This window comes from Sphingomonas sp. AP28, from assembly GCF_056680455.1.
In genome coordinates this window covers 1,974,366-1,995,671 of sequence record NZ_CM155283.1, presented here as the reverse complement: position 1 = coordinate 1,995,671, position 21,306 = coordinate 1,974,366, and the positions used below count along the sequence as shown (strand labels likewise).

The following is a 21,306-nucleotide window of genomic DNA, read 5'->3' as shown; positions in this document are numbered from 1 at the left end:
TTACATCGCCTCCAGCTTGAACGGGCTAGGCGACGGTCCGCCGAGCTGGCCCTGCGTCGCGCCTTCAGCCCGCGCGATATAGCCACGGGATTTATCGACTTCGTTCGACAGCGCGCCGACCGTCACCTTCATCGAATCGAGCGCCTTCAGCTTGAACACGTCGATCGCGTCCATCGTGTCGTAGATATTCTGGAACGCGCGTTGCAGCGTCTCCAGCGGGATCGTCGCCGACGCGGCCTGTTCGTGGATCTGCGCGGTCTGCGATTTCAGCAGCTTGCCGGTCGAATCGATGATGTTCGCGGTGGTCGTGTTGAGCGCGGTGATCTGCTCCAGCACGAGCTTCTGGTTGGTCAGCGCCTGTGCCACCGTCACCGCGGTCCGCAGTGCCGAGACGGTCGTGGTCGAGGCGCGATCGACGCCCTTCACCAGCTCGACATTGTTCTTCTTGACCAGATCGAGCGCGAGATAGCCCTGCACGGTCACCGCCATCTGTGTCAGCAGGTCCTGCGTGCGCTGGCGCGTGTAGAACAGCGCGGTCTCGCGGATCGCCTTCGCCTTGGCGGGATCGGTATGGTCGAGATCGTTGGCGACGTCCTCCAGCTTGGCGTCCATCGTCTTCGACAGATGGATCATCTGCTCGAGCCGCCCCATTGCAGCCCACAAATTGGCGCGCTCGGTATCGATCGCGGCATTGTCCATCAGCAACTCGTCCTTGCCCGAGCCGAGGCTCTTCAGGATCTGCGCGATGTGCGTCTGCGACGACTTATAGCCGTCGAAATAATTGCGCATCTTGCCACCGAACGGGATGATCCCGAACAGCTTCTGCGGCGCGGTGAGGTTGCCCTTCTTGCCGGGATCGAGATCCTCAACGACGCGGCGCAGCTCGGCGAGGTCCTTGCCGACACCGGTCTCCTGATCCATCGCCTTGACCGGGCGATCGAGGAAGCGGTTCGACTGGCCGGCGGCGTCGCGGATTTCCTTCGCGCCCATCGCGGTGATCGCGTCGACCCGCTTGCCGAATTCGGGCGAGTTGACGTCCTGCGCGACGAGGTCGGTGACGAAGCCCGACACGCGCTCCTCGAGCTGCGACTTCACGCCGGCATCGACGGGCACCAGCCCGGACGCCTTCGCGGCCGCAACCGTGGGTACCGGATCGGGCGGGGTCAGCACCAGGCCCGGCTCTTCCGTCAGCGTGTTCGGGGTCGTCGCCATGCTCGTGTCTCCGTTCGGTGGGGCATGGTGGCTGCAACCCGCCCCGCGTTCAAGTGGCGTATATAGATAATACACTCAGGCTTGCCAACCGCTCTCCTTGAAACCGGGCGGCCGCGTGGACAGCTTGTCGGCGACATCACAGGAGTTCCAGCATGCGCGCCATCGGCTATACCAAGTCGCTCCCGATCGACGATCCGCAGTCGCTCGTCGACCTCGATCTCCCCAAGCCCGAGGCGACCGGCCGCGACCTGCTGGTCGAGGTGAAGGCGGTGTCGGTCAACCCGGTCGACACCAAGATCCGCCAGCGTCGCGAAGATCCCGACGGCAAGCCGCAGGTGCTGGGCTGGGACGCATCGGGCGTCGTCGTCGCAGTCGGCGCGGACGTGACCGGGTTCGAGGTCGGCGACGACGTCTTCTACGCGGGCGCGATCGACCGGCCCGGTACCAACTCGGAGTATCACCTCGTCGACGAACGCATCGTCGGCCACAAGCCGGCGTCGCTCGACTGGGCGCAGGCGGCGGCGCTGCCGCTGACCTCGGTCACCGCGTGGGAGACGCTGTTCGACCGGCTCGACGTGCGCAAACCCGTCCCCGGCGCGGCGAACGCGATCCTGATCATCGGCGGGGCAGGCGGGGTCGGCTCGATCACGATCCAGCTGGCGCGGCAGCTCACCGACCTGACCGTGATCGCCACCGCGTCGCGCGACGAGACGCGCGGCTGGGTCGAGGAGCTCGGCGCGCATCACGTGATCGACCACCGCAAGCCGCTCGCCGCGCAGGTCGAGGCGCTGGGGCTGGGCGCGCCGGGGTTCGTGTTCTCGACGACGCATACCGACGAGCACATCGCCGAGATCGGCGAGCTGCTGGCGCCGCAGGGCCGGCTGGCGCTGATCGACGATCCAAAGACGCTCGACATCGTGCCGCTGAAACAGAAGTCGATCTCGGTGCACTGGGAACTGATGTACACGCGCTCGCTGTTCCAGACCGCGGACATGGACGAGCAGCGCAAGTTGCTCGACGAGGTCGCGCGGCTGGTGGATGCGGGGACGATCCGGACGACGCTGGCGGAGAATTTCGGGAAGATCGATGCGGCGAATTTGCGCAAGGCGCATGAGCGGATCGAGAGCCATACGGCCAAGGGGAAGATCGTGCTGGAGGGGTTCTGAGCCTTCCGACTTTCCAGAGCGTCCCGTTAACCTAGGTCACCACCCCGGCGAAGGCCGGGGCCCAATTGGGGGACGTTGCTAACGGTTGGCTGTGCTCCACTATTGGCACCTTTCCAATTGGGCCCCGGCCTCCGCCGGGGTGGATAGAATGGAGAGTGGGGCGTTGCAGGTCGCCGCCTCCTCACGATCCTCCCCCGCCAGGGGGAGGTGGCAGGCGTAGCCTGACGGAGGGGGCGGCAAGCGACCACGCCGGATTGGTGTCCTCCCCCTCCGTCCCCTTCGGCGACACCTCCCCCTGGCGGGGGAGGATTGCAATATCCGCTCTGGCGCCCCGGCAAACACGCGATACTCTGCACCATGCTCCGCCCGCTGATCCTCGCGCTCGCCCTCCTCCCCGCGGCCGCCACGAATCGCCCCCCGCCAGCCGACCCGCTCACCGTCACGATCCACACCGAGGACGCCGACCGCTTCGCAACCCTGTTCGCCAAAACCAAGGGCAAGCCCACCGCCGCGCAACTCAAGCGCGACTATCTCGACAAGGGCAGCTTCGGGATCGGCGTCTTCACCCCCGGCCGGATCGTCGACGCGGACAATCTCGCGCGCGCCATCGCTGCCAACCCCACCCGCTACGCGCAGGCGATCAAGACCTGCCTCCCCGCCGCCAAGGCCGCCACCGCCGATCTCCGCGCGATCTATCTCGGCCTCCACGGCGCACTCCCCGACGTGAAGCTCCCGCAGGTCTATATAGTCTTCGGCGCGAACACCTCCGGCGGCACCGCCAAGCCCGGCGCGCAGGTACTCGGACTCGAAGTGCTGTGCCACATGTCGCCGACCCCCGAGAAACTCCGCCAGACGCTCCGCCATTTCTTCGCGCACGAGACGGTGCATTCCTTCCAGCAGGACGCCGGCATGACGCTCGCCCGCGACCCGCTGCTCACCGCGATCCTCGTCGAGGGCGCCGCCGACTTCATCGCGCAACTTGTCACCGGCGAGGAACCCGACGCCGCCCGCGCCGCCTGGGCCACCCCTCGCGAGGCTGAACTTTGGCGCCAGATGCAGGCCGACATCGCGCTCACCCGCAAGCTCACCGACAAGGACGACCCCGAGGAGGGCTCGCCCGAAGCCAAGGCGTATGCGCGCTGGATCGGCAACTACTCCACGCCGCCCGCCGGCTGGCCCCCCGAACTCGGCTATTGGATGGGGCTGAGGATCTGGCAGCGTTACTACGCCGCCGCACCCGACAAGCACGCCGCGCTCAGGGCGATGCTCGCGGTCCGAGATCCTCGGGCCATTCTCGTCGCCGGAACATACAAGCGCCGCGCCTCGTCATCCTGACGAAAGTCAGGACCCAGAGCCAAGAAAAGCTGCGTTCTGTTACCCTGGGTCCTGACTTTCGTCAGGATGACGGAAGGGGTCCAAAGCCCCCAAATACCGCCCGGTCTTCCCGCGGCGCAACAATTACGCTATGGCGCGCGCCAACCCCGTTCCTCGTTTCAAGAGAATACATTCATGAGCCTCCGCAACGTGGCGATCATTGCGCACGTCGATCACGGCAAGACGACGCTGGTCGACCAGCTCTTCCGCCAGTCCGGCACCTTCCGCGACAACCAGCGCGTCGAAGAGCGCGCAATGGATTCGAACGACCTCGAAAAAGAGCGTGGCATCACCATTCTCGCCAAGCCGACCTCGGTCGACTGGACCCCTCCCGGCGAGTCCGAGAGCATCCGCATCAACATCGTCGACACGCCCGGCCACGCCGATTTCGGCGGCGAAGTCGAGCGCATCCTGTCGATGGTCGACGGCGTCGTCCTGCTGGTCGATTCGTCGGAAGGCGCGATGCCGCAGACCAAGTTCGTCACCGGCAAGGCGCTGGCACTCGGCCTGAAGCCGATCGTCGTCGTCAACAAGGTCGATCGCAACGACGCGCGCATCCAGGAAGTGCTCGACGAAGTGTTCGACCTGTTCGTGTCGCTCGACGCGAATGACGACCAGCTCGACTTCCCCGTGCTCTACGCATCGGGTCGCAACGGCTATGCCTCGACCGACATGGACGCGCGCGAAGGCACGCTGATCCCGATGTTCGAGACGATCGTGAAGCACGTGCCGCCGCCCGCCGTGGAAGTCGCCGGCGTGCCGTTCACCTTCCTCGTCACGCTGCTCGACCGCGATCCGTTCCTCGGCCGCGTCCTCACGGGTCGCGTCAATTCGGGTACCGTGAAGACCAACCAGGCGATCCACGCGCTCGATAACGACGGCAAGATCATCGAGACCGGTCGTGCGTCCAAGATCATGTCGTTCCGTGGTCTCGAGCGGGTTCCCGTCGACGAGGCCAAGGCCGGCGACATCATCTCGCTCGCCGGTCTCTCGGTCGCTACGGTTGCCGACACGATCGCCGACATCACGGTGACCGAGCCGCTCCATGCGCAGCCGATCGATCCCCCCACGCTGTCGATGCGTTTTGCCGTGAACGATTCGCCGATGGCGGGCCGCGAGGGCAGCAAGGTGACGAGCCGCATGATCCGCGAGCGCCTGTTCCGCGAAGCCGAGTCGAACGTCGCCGTGAAGGTGACCGAGGCGGCCGACAAGGACAGCTTCGAAGTCGCCGGCCGCGGCGAGCTTCAGCTGGGCGTGCTGATCGAGACGATGCGTCGCGAAGGTTTCGAGCTGGGCATCTCGCGTCCGCGCGTGCTGTTCGGCGAGGACGAGAACGGCAAGAAGACCGAGCCGTACGAGACCGTCATCATCGACGTCGACGAGGAGCATTCGGGCACCGTCGTCGAGAAGATGAACACGCGTAAGGCCGAGCTGACCGACATGCGTCCGTCGACCGGCGGCAAGACCCGCATCACCTTCTCGGCGCCGTCGCGCGGGATGATCGGCTATCATGGCGAGTTCCTGTCCGACACGCGCGGCACGGGGATCATGAACCGGCTGTTCGAGAAGTACGGTCCGCACAAGGGCGCGATCGAGGGCCGCAAGAACGGCGTGCTGATCTCGAACGGTTCGGGCGAGGCGAACAACTACGCACTGGGTCCGCTCGAAGAGCGCGGCATCCTGTTCGTGGGCCATGGCGAGGCTCTCTATGAGGGCATGATCGTCGGCGAGAACGCCAAGCCGGACGACCTCGAGGTCAACCCGATGAAGACCAAGGCGCTGACCAACTTCCGCGCGAGCGGCGGCAAGGACGACCAGGTCCGCCTGTCCCCGCCAAAGCGCGCGACGCTGGAGCAGGCGATCGCGTACATCGACGACGACGAGATGGTCGAAGTCACGCCGAAGTCGATCCGCCTGCGCAAGCGCTTCCTGGATGCCAATGAGCGCAAGCGCGCTAGCCGGGCTAAGCAGAGCGCTTGAGGCCAGCAAAGGCGAAGCCGGCTGAGCCTCAGGCGCTCGGCCGGCCTCGCTCAAGCGAGGTCCGACGACGCGGCTTTGCCGTGTCGCGCTCGTTCGGAAATGAAGAAGGGCCGGGGGGAAACCTCCGGCCCTTCTTCTGTTTGTGCGCGAAAGGCAGGACAAGCCCAATGCATCCCCCCTCCCTGAAAGGGAGGGGCCGGGGGTGGGTCGGTTTCCGTATCGCGGCACGGTTGCGGCAAAAGCTGGCCGACCCACCCCCAACCCCTCCCTTCCAGGGAGGGGGGAATGGCGGTCTTCACGGCGATGCGGCGAACCAAATCTAGTCCAGGAAACTAAAGGATCCTCTCCCTCCGGGAGAGGAAAAGACGCCGAAGGCGGCGAAGGTGAGGGCACGGCGCGCCACCGCCCGAAACCGCCCCCCCCTCAAGCAGCAGTAATCCGCCCACCCCGTTCCAACATCTCGCCACTCGTAACGATAACCCGATCCCCCAGCTTAACCTGCTCGAAAATCAGCTTCGCAAACGCCGTAGGCACCCCAACGCACCCATGCGTAGCGTACTTCCCATCCATCAGCGCGCTGCCGTGAATCGAAACCCCGTCATTGGTCAGCCGCATCATGTACGGCATCGGCGCCCCGTACAGGTTCGACACGTGATGCGCGTCCTTCTGCGTGATCTTGAACACGCCGAGCGGAGTAGGCTTCTCGTCCGCACCATAGATCACCGCCGCCGTCCCGATCTCGTACCCGCTGCGAAAGATCGACAAGGTCTGCGCCACCAGGTCGACCGTGATCACGATCGGCCCCTCCGGCACGCCCGCCGTATCCCAATAATACGCCCCATGTCGCAAAGGCTCCGGCACGTTCAGCACCCGCTTCACGACATACGCGTCCGCCGGGTCCTCCGCAGCGACCGCAACCGGCTTCGGCGCCGCCTTCGCAACCGGCGCGGCGATCCGACCCACATGCGCAGGCGCCTCGACCGCCCGCACCTTCACGGGCGATCCGGACAAGGCCAGCCCACCGATCAGCACCGCACTCCCGTCGAGCACGGCAAAGGCGATCGCTCGCGTCGTCATCATCCTGCGCATCGCGGCACCTTATTCGATATTCGTAAACAATGCCCAGCAGTGCCGCGCCGCCCGCGTCCCCGCACGGGACCGCCTTCGCCAGCTATACCGTGGGTTAACAAGCCGTTCCGAACCGGTTCAGACCGAATCGCCTAAATCCTGAAACACGGTCGGACACTTATGCGTTTGTCCCAAGCGGACCGGGCGTAACTAGTAACGGAGTTCGGAAGAGATGAACGGATTTTTCAAGAAAGCAGGCCTCGGCGTAGCACTCGCCGCAACGGCTCTGACAGCAGCAGCACCAGCCGACGCGCAGCGTTGGGGACGCGGCGGTTATGGGCGTGGCTACGGCGGCGGCTGGCACGGCCATCGTGGCGGCGGCAATGCAGCAGGCGCAGCAGTGCTCGGCGGCATCCTCGGCCTGGGTGTCGGCGCAGCGATTGCCGGCAGCAACAACCGCAATCGGTACTACGACCGCGGGTATTACAATGGCGGCTATTACGCGCAGCCACCGGTGGCCTATTACAACCCGCCGGTTCGGACCTACTACCGTGAGGATTACCGCCCGCGGTGCTGGAACGAGTGGCGCGTCGACCCCTATTACGGCGATCGGGTATCGGTGCAGGTTTGCAGCTGATTCGATCATGAGGTTGCGGAGAGGCGTCGGGAGCAATCCCGGCGCCTCTTTTGCGTCCGGTGCCTTTTTTCTGGCGCGTGCCCGGTGCTTGCCGCTAGACGCGCGACCATGACCGACACGCCAAACACCCCCGAGACCGAAGCCGCCGCCACCCCGGCCGCAACCGGCGACACGCCCCCCGATCGCCTGTCGATCAACCAGCGCAGCCCGTTCTTCCAGCAGGACCTGCTCGAACGCGGCATCGGCATCCGCTTCAAGGACAAGGTGCGCCACGACGTCGAGGAATATTGCATCTCGGAAGGCTGGATCCGTGTCGCGCTCGGCAAGAAGGTCGACCGCAACGGCAACCCGCTGACGCTCAAGCTGGTCGGCCCGGTTGAGGCCTGGTTCGAGCGTCCGGCAGCAGGCGCGGATACCGACGAGGTCTGAGCCCGAAGAGCTCGGAGCCTATCTCTGAGCTGAGAGAAGGATGTTTCCCCGCGAAGGCGGGGACCCAGACTGGGCTCCCGCCTTCGCGGGAGAACATAGAAGCGCGAACCGTCGCTGAGTTACTGGCGCGCTGGAATACGGCTGCCCCATCACAAATCTCGTCACCCCAGCGAAAGCTGGGGTATCCCGCTTGGCGGACGCCGCGACCCGAATGGGGAGATCCCAGCTTTCGCTGGGATGACGGGCTTGGGGTGGCCGCTCTGGAAGGCGAGGCCTCTTAAGCCTCCACGCCCTCCAGCGCCTCGCTAGCCTCGAGCCACTTCGCCTCGCTGGCCTCGAGCTTCGCATGCACCTCGGCGCGACGCTTGCTCAGATCCCCCATCGACATGCGCGAGAACCGCGGCTCCGCACTCGCCGGATCGACCATCGCGCGGTCCAGAGCATTGCGCTCCTTGGTGAACTTCGCGGTTTGCTCCTCGATCTCGCGCAGAGCTTTCCGCAGAGCGGCGTCATTACTCTTCGCCTCGGCCGCAGCCTTCTTGCCGGCCTTCTTGTCGGCCTTCGACGCCGCATCGCCCTTGCCGCCATCGCCCTTCAGGACAAACGCGATGTAATCGTCGAGGCTGCCGTCGAATTCCTTCGCCGTCCCGTCGTCGACCAGTACGAGACGATCGGCGGTCAGCTCCAGCATATGCCGGTCATGGCTGACCAGCACGACGGCGCCGGTATAGGCGTTGAGCGCCTGCACGAGGGCCTCGCGCGCATCGACGTCCAGATGGTTGGTAGGCTCATCGAGGATCAGCAGATGCGGCGCGTCGCGCGTAATCAGCGCCAGCGCCAGACGCGCCCGCTCGCCACCCGACAGCTTGCCGACCCGGGTCGTCGCCTTGTCGCCCGAGAAGCCGAACCGCCCCAACTGCGCGCGCACGGCGGCCGGGGTCGCGCCCTTCATCAGGTGCGACATATGCTCGATCGGCGAATCGGTCGGATCGAGTTCCTCGACCTGATACTGCGTGAAATACCCGACCTTCATCTTGCCCGACGACGACATCTCGCCGTCCATCGGTGTCAGCTGCGCCGCCAGCAGCCGCGCGAGCGTGGTCTTGCCGTTGCCGTTGCGCCCGAGCAGCGCGACCCGGTCGTCGGGATCGAGCCGCATGTTGAGCCGCTTCAGGATCGGCACGTCGGCATAGCCCACGGTCGCCATGTCGAGCGTGATCAACGGCGGACGCAGCTCGGTCGGGTTGGGGAAGCCGAACGACAGCGTCGGATCATTATAGCTCTCGGCGATCGGCTGCATCTTCGACAGCATCTTCTGCCGCGACTGCGCCTGCTTCGCGGTCGAGGCGCGGGCGGAATTCTTGGCAATATATTCCTGCAGCTTCTCGCGCTGCACCGCCTGGTTCGCCCGTGCCGCCTCGATCTGCGCGAGACGCTCGGCACGCTGCCGCTCGAACGCGTCGTAGCCGCCCGGATACAGCGTGATCTTGCCGCCCTGCAGATGCAGGATGTGATCGACCACGTTGTTGAGGAAATCGCGCTCGTGGCTGACTACCACGATCGTCGCCTTGTAGCCCTTGAGGAAGTCCTCCAGCCACATCACCGCTTCGAGATCGAGATGGTTCGAAGGCTCGTCGAGCAGCAGCAGGTCCGGCTGCGAGAACAGCAAGGCGGCAAGCGCCACGCGCATCTTCCAGCCACCCGAAAAGCTGTCGAGCGTCCGCGCCTGCATGTCCTCGTCGAAGCCGAGGCCGAGCAGGATCTGCGCGGCGCGGGCGGGCGCGGTGTAGGCGTCGATCGCGATCAGCCGCTCATACACGTCGCCGAGCCGGTCGGGATCCTCGCTCGTCTCGCTCTCGATCATCAGCGCCGCGCGCTCCAGATCGGCTTCGAGCACGGTCTCGAACGGGGTCTTCACGCCGTGCGGCGCTTCCTGCGCGAGGTAGCCGATGCGCGCGCCCTTCGGCATGTCGGCGGACCCGTCGTCGGGCTCGAGCTGACCTGCGATCACGCGCACCATCGTCGACTTGCCCGCGCCGTTGCGCCCGATCAGCCCGACGCGCGAGCCCGGCGGCAACGCAGCCGTGGCGCCATCGAGGATAACGCGTCCGCCCAGGCGTACCGTGATATTGTTCAGGTTCAGCATGGCGCTGCCGTTAGCAGATGCAGCATGGTTTTGCGAGGGTTGGGGTAGGGGGGCATTTACGGACCGATCCCCAAGTCCGACGCTTCTCGATCCTCCCCCGCCAGGGGGAGGTGGCGCCAAAGGCGACGGAGGGGGAGGACACGAACAGAGGTTTCGCATGCCTCCCCCTCCGTCTGGCAAGCGCCAGCCACCTCCCCCTGGCGGGGGAGGATCAGATTGCCGATCCGTCTTCGATAGAAGACCACCGCAGCGAAGGGTCACCACTCCGGCAGAGGCCACCACCCCGGCGGGGGCCACCACCCTGCGCGCCCACCACCCCGGCGAAGGCCGGGGCCCAGTTGGAAAGGTCCTTGTAACGAAGCGCAGTCCGCAGTTGGCAACGTCCCCCAACTGGGCCCCGGCCTTCGCCGGGGTGGTGCAGGGATTGGAATAGGGAGCCTCTAAAACTCCCTCCCCTTTAGGGGAGGGCTGGGGTGGGGCTTGTCCGCAAACGTGTCGCTCGGGGCAGTGCCCCACCCCGACCCTCCCCTGAAGGGGAGGGAGCTATCAGGTTTCGTCCGACACTACCGCGTCGTCCCCGGTACCACCGCCCAGCATCGGAGCCGCTCGCCCACCAACATGAATCCGCACCCCCGAAACGAGCCGCGTCTGCACAACCGCCGCACCCGCAATCGCCGAACCAGAACGCAACACCCCCCGGTGCACCGTCACCCCGTGCAGCGCATCGGCCGGCTCCGCACCCGAGTCCGCAACGTCGTTCCGATTACCATAATGCACCGAAACCCCAGCAACCTGCGATGCAACCGCCGCCACACCACCACCGCTCGCAAATCCAACACCCCGAATCCCAGGCTCGACCCCAGCATAAGCCTGCCGAAACGTCAGCGCCCGTTCCAGCGCCCCCTGCCAGCGATAAAACACATGCGCCCCAACCGTCGTGATCCGCGCAAGACTCGATGCCCACCACGGCAGTATGCTGGTCGTATGAAACGACGTCGCCGCCCCAACCGGCGCGTACACGCTCCCCCCAAGCGCCGCCGCCGCAACCGCACGCGCGCGATCCCAAGCCCCCGGCTCGCGCGCACGGTTCATCGAGCCATCGCACGTAAAGCTGAACTGGCACCCGGTCCGCCGCTCGGCACCCTGATACACGACCCCGCAAACACTGTTCGGAAAGGCCCGGTCACGCACCCGGTTCAGCACCACCTGCGCCACAGCCCGCTGCCCATCCTCCGACTGCGACCGCGCCTCGTAATACACCGCCGCAGTCAGGCAGTCGGCTGCACGGCTAGCATCATCGACGGAATGCGACGTCAAAAACGGCGGGGCAACGAACGGCGCCGCAGCCGCAAACGGCGCATCGGGGGCCGCCGTCGCGATCTTCGCCGAAATGTCATCGGGCACATGCAACGCCATCCGGCTCAGCAAGGCGCGCGAGTTCCGCTCCGGCTGGACCCGAGCGATCGCCGCCGGCCGATCCGCCGGCACGCACGACGTCGCCATCACCAAAGCGGGCAGGCTGATCAGCGCGTGGCGGTAAAGGCCGTAACCCGACGTCTTCATCCCCCCGCTCTAAGCCGCGGGGTTTAGGGACTGGTTAATGGCCACGGGACGCGGGGGAAGCGCCCGCTAAGGAAGCGCACCCCCGTCATCCCGACGAAAGTCGGGACCTCGATCGGCAAGGACGGAGCCGGTTACCGGGAGATCGCAACTTTCGCTAGGACGACGGGCTCGAACTCAGTGAACGAACCGCGCCACCACATCACGATACGACCGCGAAACCTTCACGCTCGCCCCCGAATTCAGCACCAGGAAACATTCCCCATTGGTATGCGGCTTAACCTGCTTCACCAGATCCAGGTTCACGATCGTCGACCGATGCACCCGCTGGAACCGCCGCGGATCCAACCGCTTCTCCAGATCCTTCATAGTCTCGCGCAAGATCAGCGTATTATCGCCGGTATAGATGCACATGTAATCGCCGGCCGCATCGATCCGCTCGATCGTATCGACATCGACGCGGAAAATCTGCCCGCGATCCTTGATGTTGATGAGCTTCTCGAACCGGTTCGCCGACACGGCATCCCCGTCGGGCATATCCGCCGCCGCATCCGGCGCGACATCGGCGAGCACCTCGCGCAACCGATCGACTTCCTCGACCCCGCGCTTCTCGGACAGACGCTGCCGAACCCGCTCGATCGTATCGGCCAGCCGCGATTCCTCGACCGGCTTCATCAGATAATCGACCGCCTGCGCCTCGAATGCGCGCAAGGCGTGGTCCGAATACGCGGTCACGAACACGAACAACGGCGGCTCGACTTCCATCAGCCCCTGCACGACGGAGAACCCGTCGAACCCCGGCATCTGGATATCGAGGAAGACCAGGTCGGGCTTGTGCGTCTTGATCGCGCGAATCGCCTCGCGGCCGTTCGAGCATTTTTCGATGATCTCGACGTCTTCATGGGCCTGGAGTCGGAGTTCCAGCCCCTGGATCGCCAGCGGCTCGTCGTCGACGAGAATGGTACGGATGGTCATGAGGCCTCTCTGTTCACGTCTTCAAGCTGATACGGAATCTCGATCTCGACCGAGAATCCGCCAGCGGGCGTGGAGCGGGTTTCGAAACGGTGGTCGGGCCCATATGCCTGAGCCAACCTGTCTCTAATATTAGCGAGCCCCACGCCTGTGGATTGGCTTGAACCGATCCGGCCCTCGATCAAGCCCGGACCGGTATCGGATACGGCGATCTGCACGCGTTCCCCGGCGAGCCGCACTTCGACGCAGATTTCGGCGCCTTCCTCCTGCGGCGTGACGGCGTATTTGATCGCGTTTTCGACCAAAGGTTGCAGGAGCAGCGACGGCAATCTCGCCCGTTCGGCGCGCGGATCGATGTCGAACTTCGGCCGCATCCGATCCTCGAAGCGCATCTTCTCGATCTCCAGATACAGCTTCAGCTGATCCACCTCCTGCGCGACGGTGACGTGCGCGGTCGGCTCGTTCGCCAGCGTGTAGCGCAGGAACGACGACAGCCGGCTCAGCATCGCATTCGCCCGCTCGGTCTGCTTGAGCAGCACCAGCGTCGAGATCGAGTTCAGCGTGTTGAACAGGAAATGCGGGTTGAGCTGGTACCGCAGCATCGCCAGCTGCGCCGACGAGGCCTGGTTCTCGAGATGCTCCATCTGGTCGATCTGCTGCTCGACGATCAGGTAGAAGTTGATCCCGAAATACAGCGCGGACCATCCGAACAGCACCGTGAACGTGACGTACACCGACCCGAGCAGCCGCGTGAGAGTCACCCCCGGCGTCGCGGTCGCGATGAACGAGAAGGTGAACGCGTCGAGCACCGCATACAGGAACGTCGCCGCCGCCAGCGTCGCGATCGTCAGAAATATGCCGACCAGCCGGTTCATCCGGCGATACTGGCCGTACATCGTCGAGAGCAGCAGCGTGATGCAATATCCGACGATCGCCTCGACGATCACCGGGATCACCCCGTCGAGCGACAGCCCGTTCGAGATCGACACAACCCCGCGCAGCAGCAGGTAGCCGCTCCACCCCACCGCCTGCAGGATCCAGAACGCCCGCGCCTTGTTCTCGAAGAACGGTCGCGCCGTGAAGGGCAGACGCCGCGTGGAGTTCAAGGCGGAAGAGCCGGGGGGCGGGACGGAAGAATTAGCCATTGGCCCATCGTCTTACACGCCGCGCAAGGCACACGCAAAAGCCGAACGGTTTGGTCGTGCGCTAGGTCGCCAAACGAAATAGGCCGCCGCGTCCCGAGGGACGCGGCGGCCAATTCGACCGATCAGGTCGGACGCGCTTTAGAAGGTGAAGCGAGCACCGATACGGATCGAGTAGAGCGACTGGTTCACGTACACCTGATCAGGCTGCGGCGTGAAGTTCGCGCTGCCGCCGACCGGCGAGTAGCGATACTGGGCGCAAGCCTGTCCGGCGTTGGTTGCCACGGCGCCATAGGTGCCACCGGCAGGATTGGCCGCACCTGGCGCCACGCCGGTCGGAACCGCGGCCTGCAAGCACTGCACGCGGACCACCGGGGTGTTGTACGGGAAGACGTACTCGCGCTGCTGGCCCCAGTTCTTGTTGATGAAGTTCGTGAAGTTCTCGATGTCCGCGAACAGCGTGATGCGCGAGCCGCCGACGAAGGTCGGAATTTCCTGCGCAACGTGAAGGTCGAGACGCGTGAACCACTTGGAATTGAAGCCGTTACGCGGTGCAGTCTTGCCACGATACTTGCCGAGACCCGACGAGTCGATGAACGCGTTGACCGCATCGCGGACTGCAGCGCTGCTGTACGAAACCTTCGCATCGTCCAGCGTCGGCACGTACATCAGGTAACGGTTGCCGCCCGTACCGGAGTTCGAGCTGACGCCCGTGGTACCGAATACCGACGCGCGCCCGCTGCCGTTGTTGCCGAAATCCTGGAACGTGTAGCTGAACGGATGACCGATCCGCGATTCGCCGAACAGCGCGAACGTGGTCTTGTAGTCCCCGAAGAAGGCGTGGTCGTAGTTCACGCCGTACTTGAAGAAGTACTTAACCTGGTCGTTCGAGATGCCATAGGCGACGTTGTTGGGATCGACGAACGCACCGTTCGAATAGTTCGATCCCGCGGTCGACGACGTCGCCGGCGCTGCGTCCTTGACGTCCTGGTACGTGAAGCTGCCGTTGATGCTCAGCCCCGAATCCCATGCCTTGTCGAGACGCGCGACGGCGATGTAGGCGCGCCCCTTCTTGGTGTTGGTCAGCAGGATGTCGGTGTTGGTGTTGGTGCTCGTCGCACCGCCATCGATCAGGTTCTGGTAACGCTGGCGACCGTCCGGGGTCAGCGAACCGGCGATCGGCACCGAACGGATGTCGGTGAAATACACCTGGTTGCGAACCTTCGAGTACAGCAGGTCGGCACCGAACACCCAGTCGTCACCCAGCGGTCCGAGGTTCGCCGTATATTCGCCCGTCAGCGTGGCGCGCCACTGCGACGGGATCTTGAAGTTCGGGTCGAGTGCGTTGACCGTCGCGTTCGCGGGAACCGAACCGTTGGTCAGGAACGTGTTGGCCGCGGTTGGAACCGACGTACCGGTCACGCCGGTCAGGAGGGCCGCGGCGGTTGCTGCCTGCTGGGCAGCCGGAGTGCCGGCGGGGAAGCCGTTGAACCCGGTCGCCGTGCGGCTGACGTTGAACGAATTGGTCAGCACGCCGGTGTTCGAGAAGCTGTTCGACACATAAACGTCGGGGGTGCCGCCGCCGAAGACGCCGCCGCCGCCGCGGATGCTGATGCGCTGCGCAGGCTTCCAGTCGAAGCCGGCGCGCGGCTGGAACAGGTCGAACCCGGAGATGTTCGCGCTGTTGTTGTTGATGTTGACGCGCTGGCCGTTGACGATCGCGCCATTGGCATAGCGCGCTGCGAAGGCGGCGCTGAGAGGCGGATTGTCATCCATCGCATACAGGTCGTAGCGCGCGCCGAAGCTGACGTTCAGCGTCGGCGTCACCTTCCACGAGTCCATCACGCCGAACGTGTAGCTCTGGTAGCCGAACTGTGCTGCGGCGGCATTGGGATCGAGTGCGGCCAGACCGTTATTGCCCACGATCGCGTTGCCGTACGCAAACGACCCTGCATTGCGGTTCTGCAGGTCTGCGATCGAGTCGAAGTAATAGCTGCCGGCGCTGTTCTGCAGGAACGAGTTGAAGATCGACACGCTCGAGATTTCGGTGAACACGCGAACGTCATGGTCGTTCATGGTCAGGCGCGCCTGGACCAGGCCACCCCATGTTTCGGTGCGCAGTTCGTTGGTCTGACGCGAGCTGTCCGGACCGAACGACACGGTGCCGGCATTGTTCTCGCAGGCGGTCGGCGAGACGGTCAGGCCCGCTGTCGCGGCCGTGCTCGTCGGGTTGGTGCAGACGCGGAACTGCGCGAAGCCGCGGCCGAGCAACGGATCCTGGATACGCGTGTAGTTCTTGTAGAAGCCGCGAACTTCGGTCGAGAAGCTGTCCGACCATTCCGAGTTCAACTGCGCGACGCCGGTGTGCAGGCGGTTGCCCTGGATATAGGCGTTCGACGCCAGGCCCAGACCGGTCGGTGCGGTCGGGAAGGTGTTCTGGAGCAGGTTGATGGCGTCGTTGGCGTAGGTGTAGGTCAACGACAGACGCTGCTTGTCGGTGATGTTCGCGTCGATCTTGGCGACGACGCGGTCGTCCTTGTCGCCGAGGTTACGCAGCACGCCGCCGGTGTCGTAATTGTAGACCGACTTCGCGATCGCGCTGATCTGGTCGACCTGCGCCTGGCTGATGCCCAGAATGCTGGTGCCGGCGTTGTTGTCGGTCGGACCCTCGGCGATCGGACGACCACCGCGAAGGCGCTCGCCGGCGACCATGAAGAACAGCTTGTCCTTGATGATCGGGCCGGACAGCTCGGCGCCGTAATTCTCGGTCTTGAAGTTGGGGACGCTGACGCGCAGGTCCTTGGTGCGCTTGCCGACGAACTCGTCGCGCGACTGCGAGTAGAAGCCGGTGCCGTGGAAGTCGTTGGTGCCCGACTTCAGCACGATGTTGATCGCGCCGCCCTGGAAGTTGCCCTGGCGGACGTCGTAAGGTGCGACCTGTGCCTGGAACTGGCCGATCGCATCGAGCGGGATCGGCGAACGGCGGCTGGGCAGGCCATCGCTGTTCAGGCCGAAATTGTCGCTGACCGACACGCCGTCGACGGTGAAGCGGTTATAGCGCGCGTTCTGGCCGGCGAACGAGACCGAACGGCCGCCCGAGGGGCTGTCGTCGAGGCGGGCGAACGGATCGCGACGCTCGAGATCGCGGATGTCGCGGTTGACCGAAGCGATGTTGGCGATCTGGCGCGCGTTGAGGACGGTCGTCGGCCCTTGCGAGATCGAGCGCGCGTTGGGCAGGCTGGCGGCGGTCACGACGATCTCGTCGGCGCCACCGGCAGCGTCGGTGGCCAGATCGATCGGAAGATCGAACGCCTGCGCGACGGTGATGTTGACGTCGGTGACCTGCTTGCTGCCATAGCCGGCTGCTGCGACGGCAACGGTGTAGGGGCCGCCGGGACGGAGGCCGTTGACGTTGAACGTGCCCGAACCATCGGTGGTCGCGGTCGAGCGCGAACCGGTCGAGGGGCTGGTGATCTCGACAGTCGCGCCGTTAACCGGCGCGCCATTCGCGGTCACGGTGCCGCGGATCGAGGAGGTCGTTTCCTGCGCGGACGCAGTCATCGGGGCGATCAGCGCAATCGCTGCCGCTCCCAGGAATAGGTTGTTACGCATTGAAGTTCCCCTTTGAGCTTCTGCTCGAGATCCGCGACTTTTCGTTCGGCCTGCCGCGCCCCTGCACGCGGGATATTTCGGTTCTGTGACATTGGCGAGTCGGGAAGTGTCACAGACACACTCGGTCATGGTGCGTTGCAAAAAAGCCACGCAATCGAACCCTTTCGGGGCAGCCGGAACCAATGTGGGGAGTGTGGTCCGCGCCTCAGCTCGCGGCGACGATCTCCGCCCATTCGGCCTCGGTGATCACGCGGATACCGAGGTCGGTGGCTTTCTTGAGCTTCGATCCCGCACCGGGGCCGGCAATGACGAGACCCGTCTTGCTCGACACCGACGCGGCCACGCGGGCGCCGAGTGCTTCCGCCTGCGCCTTCGCCTCGTCGCGGCTGAGCGTTTCGAGGCTGCCGGTGAAGACCAGGATCTGGCCCGTCACGGGCGACTCGCGGGTTTCGTGGACGACGTCCGCGGGCTTCACTTCGCGCAACAGGTCGAACACGACCCGGCGGTTATGTGGTTCGGCACAGAAGCCGACGAGGGCGCTGGCGACCTCGGGACCGATCCCGGCCGTCTCGATCGCGCCGACCAGCAGCTTGTCGCGACGGAGCACGAATTTCCGCTCGGGTTCGCCGATCACCGGTTCGATCTGGCCGCGCAGGAAGACTGCATGACGCAACACGGACCCAAGCGCGCGCGCGGACACATAGCGTCGGGCGAGGTCACGCGCGGTAATCTCGCCGACGTGGCGGATGCCGAGCGAGAACAGGAACCGGTCGAGCGGGATCGTCCGCTTGGTCTCGATCGCCGCGATGACCTTGGCCGCCCAGACGCGCCCGTCCTTCTTGCGCGCCGCGAGTTGCTCCTCGGTCAGGCGGAAGATGTCGGCGGGCGATTCGATCAGCCCATCGCGGAAGAACGCCTCGATCAGCGTCTGGCCGAGCCCACCGATGTCGAACGCGTGGCGCGAGGCGAAGTGGATCAGCCGCTCGACTCGCTGCGCCGGGCAGATCAGTCCGCCGGTGCAGCGATAGACGACCTCGCCTTCCTCGCGTTCGGCCGCCGACCCGCATTCGGGGCAGGTATGCGGAAAGACATACGCCTCGCGCTCGGCGTCAGGCGTGAGGTTCTCGACAATCTGCGGGATCACGTCGCCGGCGCGCTGGACGAGCACGCGGTCGCCCGGTCGCACGCCGAGCCGCTCGATCTCGTCGGCATTGTGCAGCGTCGCGTTGGTCACGACGACGCCGCCGACCGTGACGGGCGACAGCCGCGCGACCGGAGTCATCGCGCCGGTCCGTCCGACTTGGATGTCGATCTTCTCGAGCAATGTCTGCGCACGCTCGGCCGGAAATTTGTGCGCGATCGCCCAGCGCGGTGCCTTGGCGACCTGGCCGAGTCGCGCCTGCCAGTCGAGCCGGTCGACCTTGTAGACCACGCCGTCGATGTCGAACGGCAGATCGGCGCGTTCGGCTTCGATCTTGCGGTACACGTCGAGCGCCGCAGCCGTTCCTTCGACCCGCGCGAACCCTTCGGCGATCGGGAAGCCCCAGCCGCGCAACGTGTCGACGACCTCGGCCTGTGTCTCGCCCGGCACGACGCTCGCCTCGCCCCAACCGTGTGCGAGGAACCGGAGCGTGCGGCTGGCGGTGACGCTCGCGTCCTTCTGGCGCAGCGATCCCGCGGCGGCATTGCGGGGGTTGGCGAACTGCCGTGCGTCCTTGCCGGTCTCCTCGGCCTCGGCGAGCAGGCGCGCGTTCAACGCGGCGAAGTCGTCCTTCGCCATATAGACCTCGCCGCGAACCTCGAAGATTGCAGGCGCTTCACCCTTCAACTGTTGGGGGATGTCGCCGATCGTGCGAACGTTGGCGGTAACGTCCTCGCCGACTTGGCCATCGCCACGCGTGAGGGCCTGCACCAGCCGTCCGTCCTCATACCGCAGCGAACACGACAACCCGTCGATCTTCGGCTCCGCGGTCAGCGCCACCGGCGCGTCGTCCGCCAGTTTCAGGAACCGGCGCACACGCGCGACGAATTCCTCGACCTCCTCGTCCGCAAACGCATTGTCGAGGCTCATCATCGCCTTGGCATGAGCGACTTTGGCGAGATGCCCCGCAGGCGCCGCACCGACGGTGCGGCTCGGCGAATCGTTCCGCACCGCCGCCGGAAATGCCGCCTCGAGTGCCGCATTGCGCCGCACCAGCGCGTCATAGTCGGCATCGCTGATCTCGGGCGCATCGTCGGTGTGATAGCGCGCGTTATGATACGCGATCTGCGCGGCGAGCGTCTCCAGCTCGGCGGCGGCTTCGGTCTCGGTCGCGGGAAGGTCGGTCATCGCGTCGGGTTAGGGGAGGGGGGCGTCTTTCGACAAGACCTGGATCAACTCTCGGTGAACATTCGCCCGACTTGCGCGCTGACATCCCAAGAGAATTTTTCCCAAGGACACGCCATCATGACAGACACCAGCCGCCGAGACCTGTTCAAGGGCGCCGCCGTCACCGGCCTCGCCGCCGCCGCCGCGCCAGCCTTCGCGCAAGGCGCCGCGCCGCTGGCCGATCCGCAGACGCGCTTCGTCTCGACGCCGTTCCCCGAACAGCGCCAGAAATGGCCCGCGCTCCAGCGCGACATGCGCCCCGTCCCCGATAGCGGCGAGACCAGCTACCGCGGTTCCGGTCGGCTTGCGGGGCGGAAGGCGCTGGTCACCGGCGGCGATTCGGGAATCGGCCGGGCGGCGGTGATCGCGTTCTCGCGCGAAGGCGCCGACGTGGCGATCAACTATTACCCGACCGAGGAACCCGACGCGCAGGATGTTGCCAAGCTCCTCCGCGCCGAGGGGCGGAAAGTCGTGCTGATCCCCGGCGACCTGACCGATGCGAAATTCTGCAACGACCTGATCGCGCGCGCCAATCGCGAGCTGGGCGGGCTCGACATCCTCGTCAACAACGCCGCGTACCAGCAGTCGAAGGCGTCGATCGCCGAAATCAGCTTCGAACAGTTCGACCGGACGATGAAGACCAACGTCTACGCGATGTTCCACCTCTGCAAGGCGGCGATTCCGCTCATGAAGCCGGGTGCGTCGATCATCAACACGGGCTCGGTCAACTCGGTCGACCCGGGCGAGGAACTGCTCGACTACGCCACCACCAAGGGCGCGATCCTGATCTTCACCAAGGGGCTGGCGAAGCAGCTCGGCAAGAAGGGCATCCGCGTCAACATGATCGCGCCGGGGCCGGTATGGACGCCGCTGCAGGTCGCGGGCGGGCAGTTGCCGGGCAAGATGGGCGAGTTCGGCCAGGACACGCCGCTCGGTCGCGCGGGCCAGCCCGCCGAGCTGGCGTCGCTGTTCGTGACGCTGGCGGAGACGGGGACGAGCTTCACCAGCGGCAGCGCCTTTGCAGCGACCGGCGGCAGCGGGGTTCTGTAACCCTCCCACAACACGATCCCCACCCCGGCGAAGGCCGGGGCCCAGTTGGCAAGGTCGTTGTATCGATGCGCTGCGTTCACCAACTATCGTTTCCATCTGGGCCCCGGCCTTCGCCGGGGTGGAAGTGGGGAGGGTGCGATGAAGATAGCAGCTCTAGTGCCAGTCCTACTCTGCTCTGGGCCCGTCGCAGCCCAGCAGACGCACGTCACGCCAACGCCCGCTCCGGCGATCGGCTACGACTGGAACGACGACTCCTCCGCTGACGACCGGGTCCAGCAGCCGCTATGGCCGCGATCGGATGCCAGTGCGGCTGGGCTCGACGACATGATTCACGCCGAGCAGGCGCCGGTCCGCGCCGCGATCCACGAAGACGGCGCGTTCGGCAGTCGGGCGCTCCACGGTCTGCGCAAAGTCGGTGGCGATTACATCGTCGTGCCGGTGCTGAAGATCCATTTGGGTCACCCGCGACAGGCGATGCCCTGATCGACGGGAGAGCTAAACTAGCGCGTGTGAAAATGCGGGCGACCCGGCCCCTGGGAACGGCCGGCTCCCCTCCCTGAAAGGGAGGGGTTGGGGGTGGGTAGGCCGGC

At 65.5% G+C, this 21,306-nt stretch carries 15 protein-coding genes; 7 read left to right on the top strand and 8 right to left on the bottom strand.

Annotated elements, in window-relative coordinates:
* Complete coding sequence (locus AC1MH0_RS09025; protein ID WP_353434871.1) at positions 1-1,212, bottom strand: toxic anion resistance protein; 1,212 nt, start codon at positions 1,210-1,212, stop codon at positions 1-3.
* Between the two features lie 152 nt (positions 1,213-1,364).
* Between AC1MH0_RS09025 and AC1MH0_RS09020 the strand changes: the two genes are divergently transcribed.
* From AC1MH0_RS09020 to typA, 3 genes are all read left to right on the top strand, one after another.
* Complete coding sequence (locus AC1MH0_RS09020; protein WP_480965587.1) at positions 1,365-2,378, top strand: zinc-binding alcohol dehydrogenase family protein; 1,014 nt, start codon at positions 1,365-1,367, stop codon at positions 2,376-2,378.
* Between the two features lie 357 nt (positions 2,379-2,735).
* Positions 2,736-3,713, top strand: coding sequence for a DUF2268 domain-containing putative Zn-dependent protease (locus AC1MH0_RS09015; RefSeq protein WP_480965586.1), 978 nt, complete (start codon positions 2,736-2,738; stop codon positions 3,711-3,713).
* Positions 3,714-3,887: 174 nt separating this feature from the next.
* The gene (gene typA, locus AC1MH0_RS09010; RefSeq protein ID WP_056051990.1) at positions 3,888-5,732 is read left to right on the top strand and encodes a translational GTPase TypA; all 1,845 of its coding nucleotides are present in this window, start codon (positions 3,888-3,890) and stop codon (positions 5,730-5,732) included.
* Between the two features lie 423 nt (positions 5,733-6,155).
* Here the strand turns inward: typA and AC1MH0_RS09005 are convergent, their stop codons facing one another.
* A complete protein-coding gene (locus tag AC1MH0_RS09005; RefSeq protein ID WP_480965585.1) occupies positions 6,156-6,809 on the bottom strand; it encodes a L,D-transpeptidase family protein in 654 nt (217 codons plus the stop codon).
* A 223-nt stretch (positions 6,810-7,032) separates the two neighbouring features.
* Here AC1MH0_RS09005 and AC1MH0_RS09000 point away from each other — a divergent pair, with 223 nt between their 5' ends.
* Positions 7,033-7,437 (top strand): hypothetical protein, encoded by a 405-nt coding sequence (locus AC1MH0_RS09000; RefSeq protein ID WP_480965584.1) that lies wholly within the window; start codon positions 7,033-7,035, stop codon positions 7,435-7,437.
* A 108-nt stretch (positions 7,438-7,545) separates the two neighbouring features.
* The gene (locus tag AC1MH0_RS08995) at positions 7,546-7,866 is read left to right on the top strand and encodes a DUF3297 family protein (RefSeq protein WP_480965583.1); all 321 of its coding nucleotides are present in this window, start codon (positions 7,546-7,548) and stop codon (positions 7,864-7,866) included.
* Between the two features lie 277 nt (positions 7,867-8,143).
* Here the strand turns inward: AC1MH0_RS08995 and AC1MH0_RS08990 are convergent, their stop codons facing one another.
* The 6 genes from AC1MH0_RS08990 to ligA all read right to left on the bottom strand — a co-directional run bounded on the left by AC1MH0_RS08990 (position 8,144) and on the right by ligA (position 19,627).
* A complete protein-coding gene (locus AC1MH0_RS08990; RefSeq protein WP_056489932.1) occupies positions 8,144-10,012 on the bottom strand; it encodes an ABC-F family ATP-binding cassette domain-containing protein in 1,869 nt (622 codons plus the stop codon).
* A gap of 546 nt (positions 10,013-10,558) precedes the next feature.
* Positions 10,559-11,575, bottom strand: a complete 1,017-nt coding sequence (locus tag AC1MH0_RS08985; RefSeq protein ID WP_480965582.1) for a cell wall hydrolase — start codon at positions 11,573-11,575, stop codon at positions 10,559-10,561.
* Positions 11,576-11,749: 174 nt separating this feature from the next.
* The gene (locus tag AC1MH0_RS08980) at positions 11,750-12,547 is read right to left on the bottom strand and encodes a LytR/AlgR family response regulator transcription factor (RefSeq protein WP_031393111.1); all 798 of its coding nucleotides are present in this window, start codon (positions 12,545-12,547) and stop codon (positions 11,750-11,752) included.
* On the bottom strand, positions 12,544-13,689 hold the full coding sequence (locus tag AC1MH0_RS08975) for a sensor histidine kinase (RefSeq protein WP_082453239.1): 1,146 nt from the start codon (positions 13,687-13,689) through the stop codon (positions 12,544-12,546). The genes AC1MH0_RS08980 and AC1MH0_RS08975 overlap by 4 nt, the downstream gene beginning before the upstream one ends.
* 138 nt (positions 13,690-13,827) lie before the next feature.
* Positions 13,828-17,298, bottom strand: a complete 3,471-nt coding sequence (locus AC1MH0_RS08970) for a TonB-dependent receptor (RefSeq protein WP_480965581.1) — start codon at positions 17,296-17,298, stop codon at positions 13,828-13,830.
* A 205-nt stretch (positions 17,299-17,503) separates the two neighbouring features.
* Positions 17,504-19,627 (bottom strand): NAD-dependent DNA ligase LigA, encoded by a 2,124-nt coding sequence (gene ligA / locus AC1MH0_RS08965; protein ID WP_480965580.1) that lies wholly within the window; start codon positions 19,625-19,627, stop codon positions 17,504-17,506.
* Between the two features lie 117 nt (positions 19,628-19,744).
* Between ligA and AC1MH0_RS08960 the strand changes: the two genes are divergently transcribed.
* Together AC1MH0_RS08960 and AC1MH0_RS08955 are read left to right on the top strand one after the other, a co-directional pair.
* Positions 19,745-20,716 (top strand): SDR family oxidoreductase, encoded by a 972-nt coding sequence (locus AC1MH0_RS08960; protein WP_480965579.1) that lies wholly within the window; start codon positions 19,745-19,747, stop codon positions 20,714-20,716.
* 138 nt (positions 20,717-20,854) lie between these two features.
* Positions 20,855-21,199: a hypothetical protein gene (locus AC1MH0_RS08955; protein WP_480965578.1), complete on the top strand. Its 345-nt coding sequence runs from the start codon at positions 20,855-20,857 to the stop codon at positions 21,197-21,199.
* Positions 21,200-21,306 lie beyond the last annotated feature (107 nt).

Bases quoted from the DNA above. Each gene is read 5' to 3' on its own strand.
- AC1MH0_RS09025 (WP_353434871.1), bottom strand. From the start codon at position 1,212: ATGGCGACGACCCCGAACACGCTGACGGAAGAGCCGGGCCTGGTGCTG.
- AC1MH0_RS09020 (WP_480965587.1), top strand. From the start codon at position 1,365: ATGCGCGCCATCGGCTATACCAAGTCGCTCCCGATCGACGATCCGCAG.
- AC1MH0_RS09015 (WP_480965586.1), top strand. From the start codon at position 2,736: ATGCTCCGCCCGCTGATCCTCGCGCTCGCCCTCCTCCCCGCGGCCGCC.
- typA (WP_056051990.1), top strand. From the start codon at position 3,888: ATGAGCCTCCGCAACGTGGCGATCATTGCGCACGTCGATCACGGCAAG.
- AC1MH0_RS09005 (WP_480965585.1), bottom strand. From the start codon at position 6,809: ATGACGACGCGAGCGATCGCCTTTGCCGTGCTCGACGGGAGTGCGGTG.
- AC1MH0_RS09000 (WP_480965584.1), top strand. From the start codon at position 7,033: ATGAACGGATTTTTCAAGAAAGCAGGCCTCGGCGTAGCACTCGCCGCA.
- AC1MH0_RS08995 (WP_480965583.1), top strand. From the start codon at position 7,546: ATGACCGACACGCCAAACACCCCCGAGACCGAAGCCGCCGCCACCCCG.
- AC1MH0_RS08990 (WP_056489932.1), bottom strand. From the start codon at position 10,012: ATGCTGAACCTGAACAATATCACGGTACGCCTGGGCGGACGCGTTATC.
- AC1MH0_RS08985 (WP_480965582.1), bottom strand. From the start codon at position 11,575: ATGAAGACGTCGGGTTACGGCCTTTACCGCCACGCGCTGATCAGCCTG.
- AC1MH0_RS08980 (WP_031393111.1), bottom strand. From the start codon at position 12,547: ATGACCATCCGTACCATTCTCGTCGACGACGAGCCGCTGGCGATCCAG.
- AC1MH0_RS08975 (WP_082453239.1), bottom strand. From the start codon at position 13,689: ATGGCTAATTCTTCCGTCCCGCCCCCCGGCTCTTCCGCCTTGAACTCC.
- AC1MH0_RS08970 (WP_480965581.1), bottom strand. From the start codon at position 17,298: ATGCGTAACAACCTATTCCTGGGAGCGGCAGCGATTGCGCTGATCGCC.
- ligA (WP_480965580.1), bottom strand. From the start codon at position 19,627: ATGACCGACCTTCCCGCGACCGAGACCGAAGCCGCCGCCGAGCTGGAG.
- AC1MH0_RS08960 (WP_480965579.1), top strand. From the start codon at position 19,745: ATGACAGACACCAGCCGCCGAGACCTGTTCAAGGGCGCCGCCGTCACC.
- AC1MH0_RS08955 (WP_480965578.1), top strand. From the start codon at position 20,855: ATGAAGATAGCAGCTCTAGTGCCAGTCCTACTCTGCTCTGGGCCCGTC.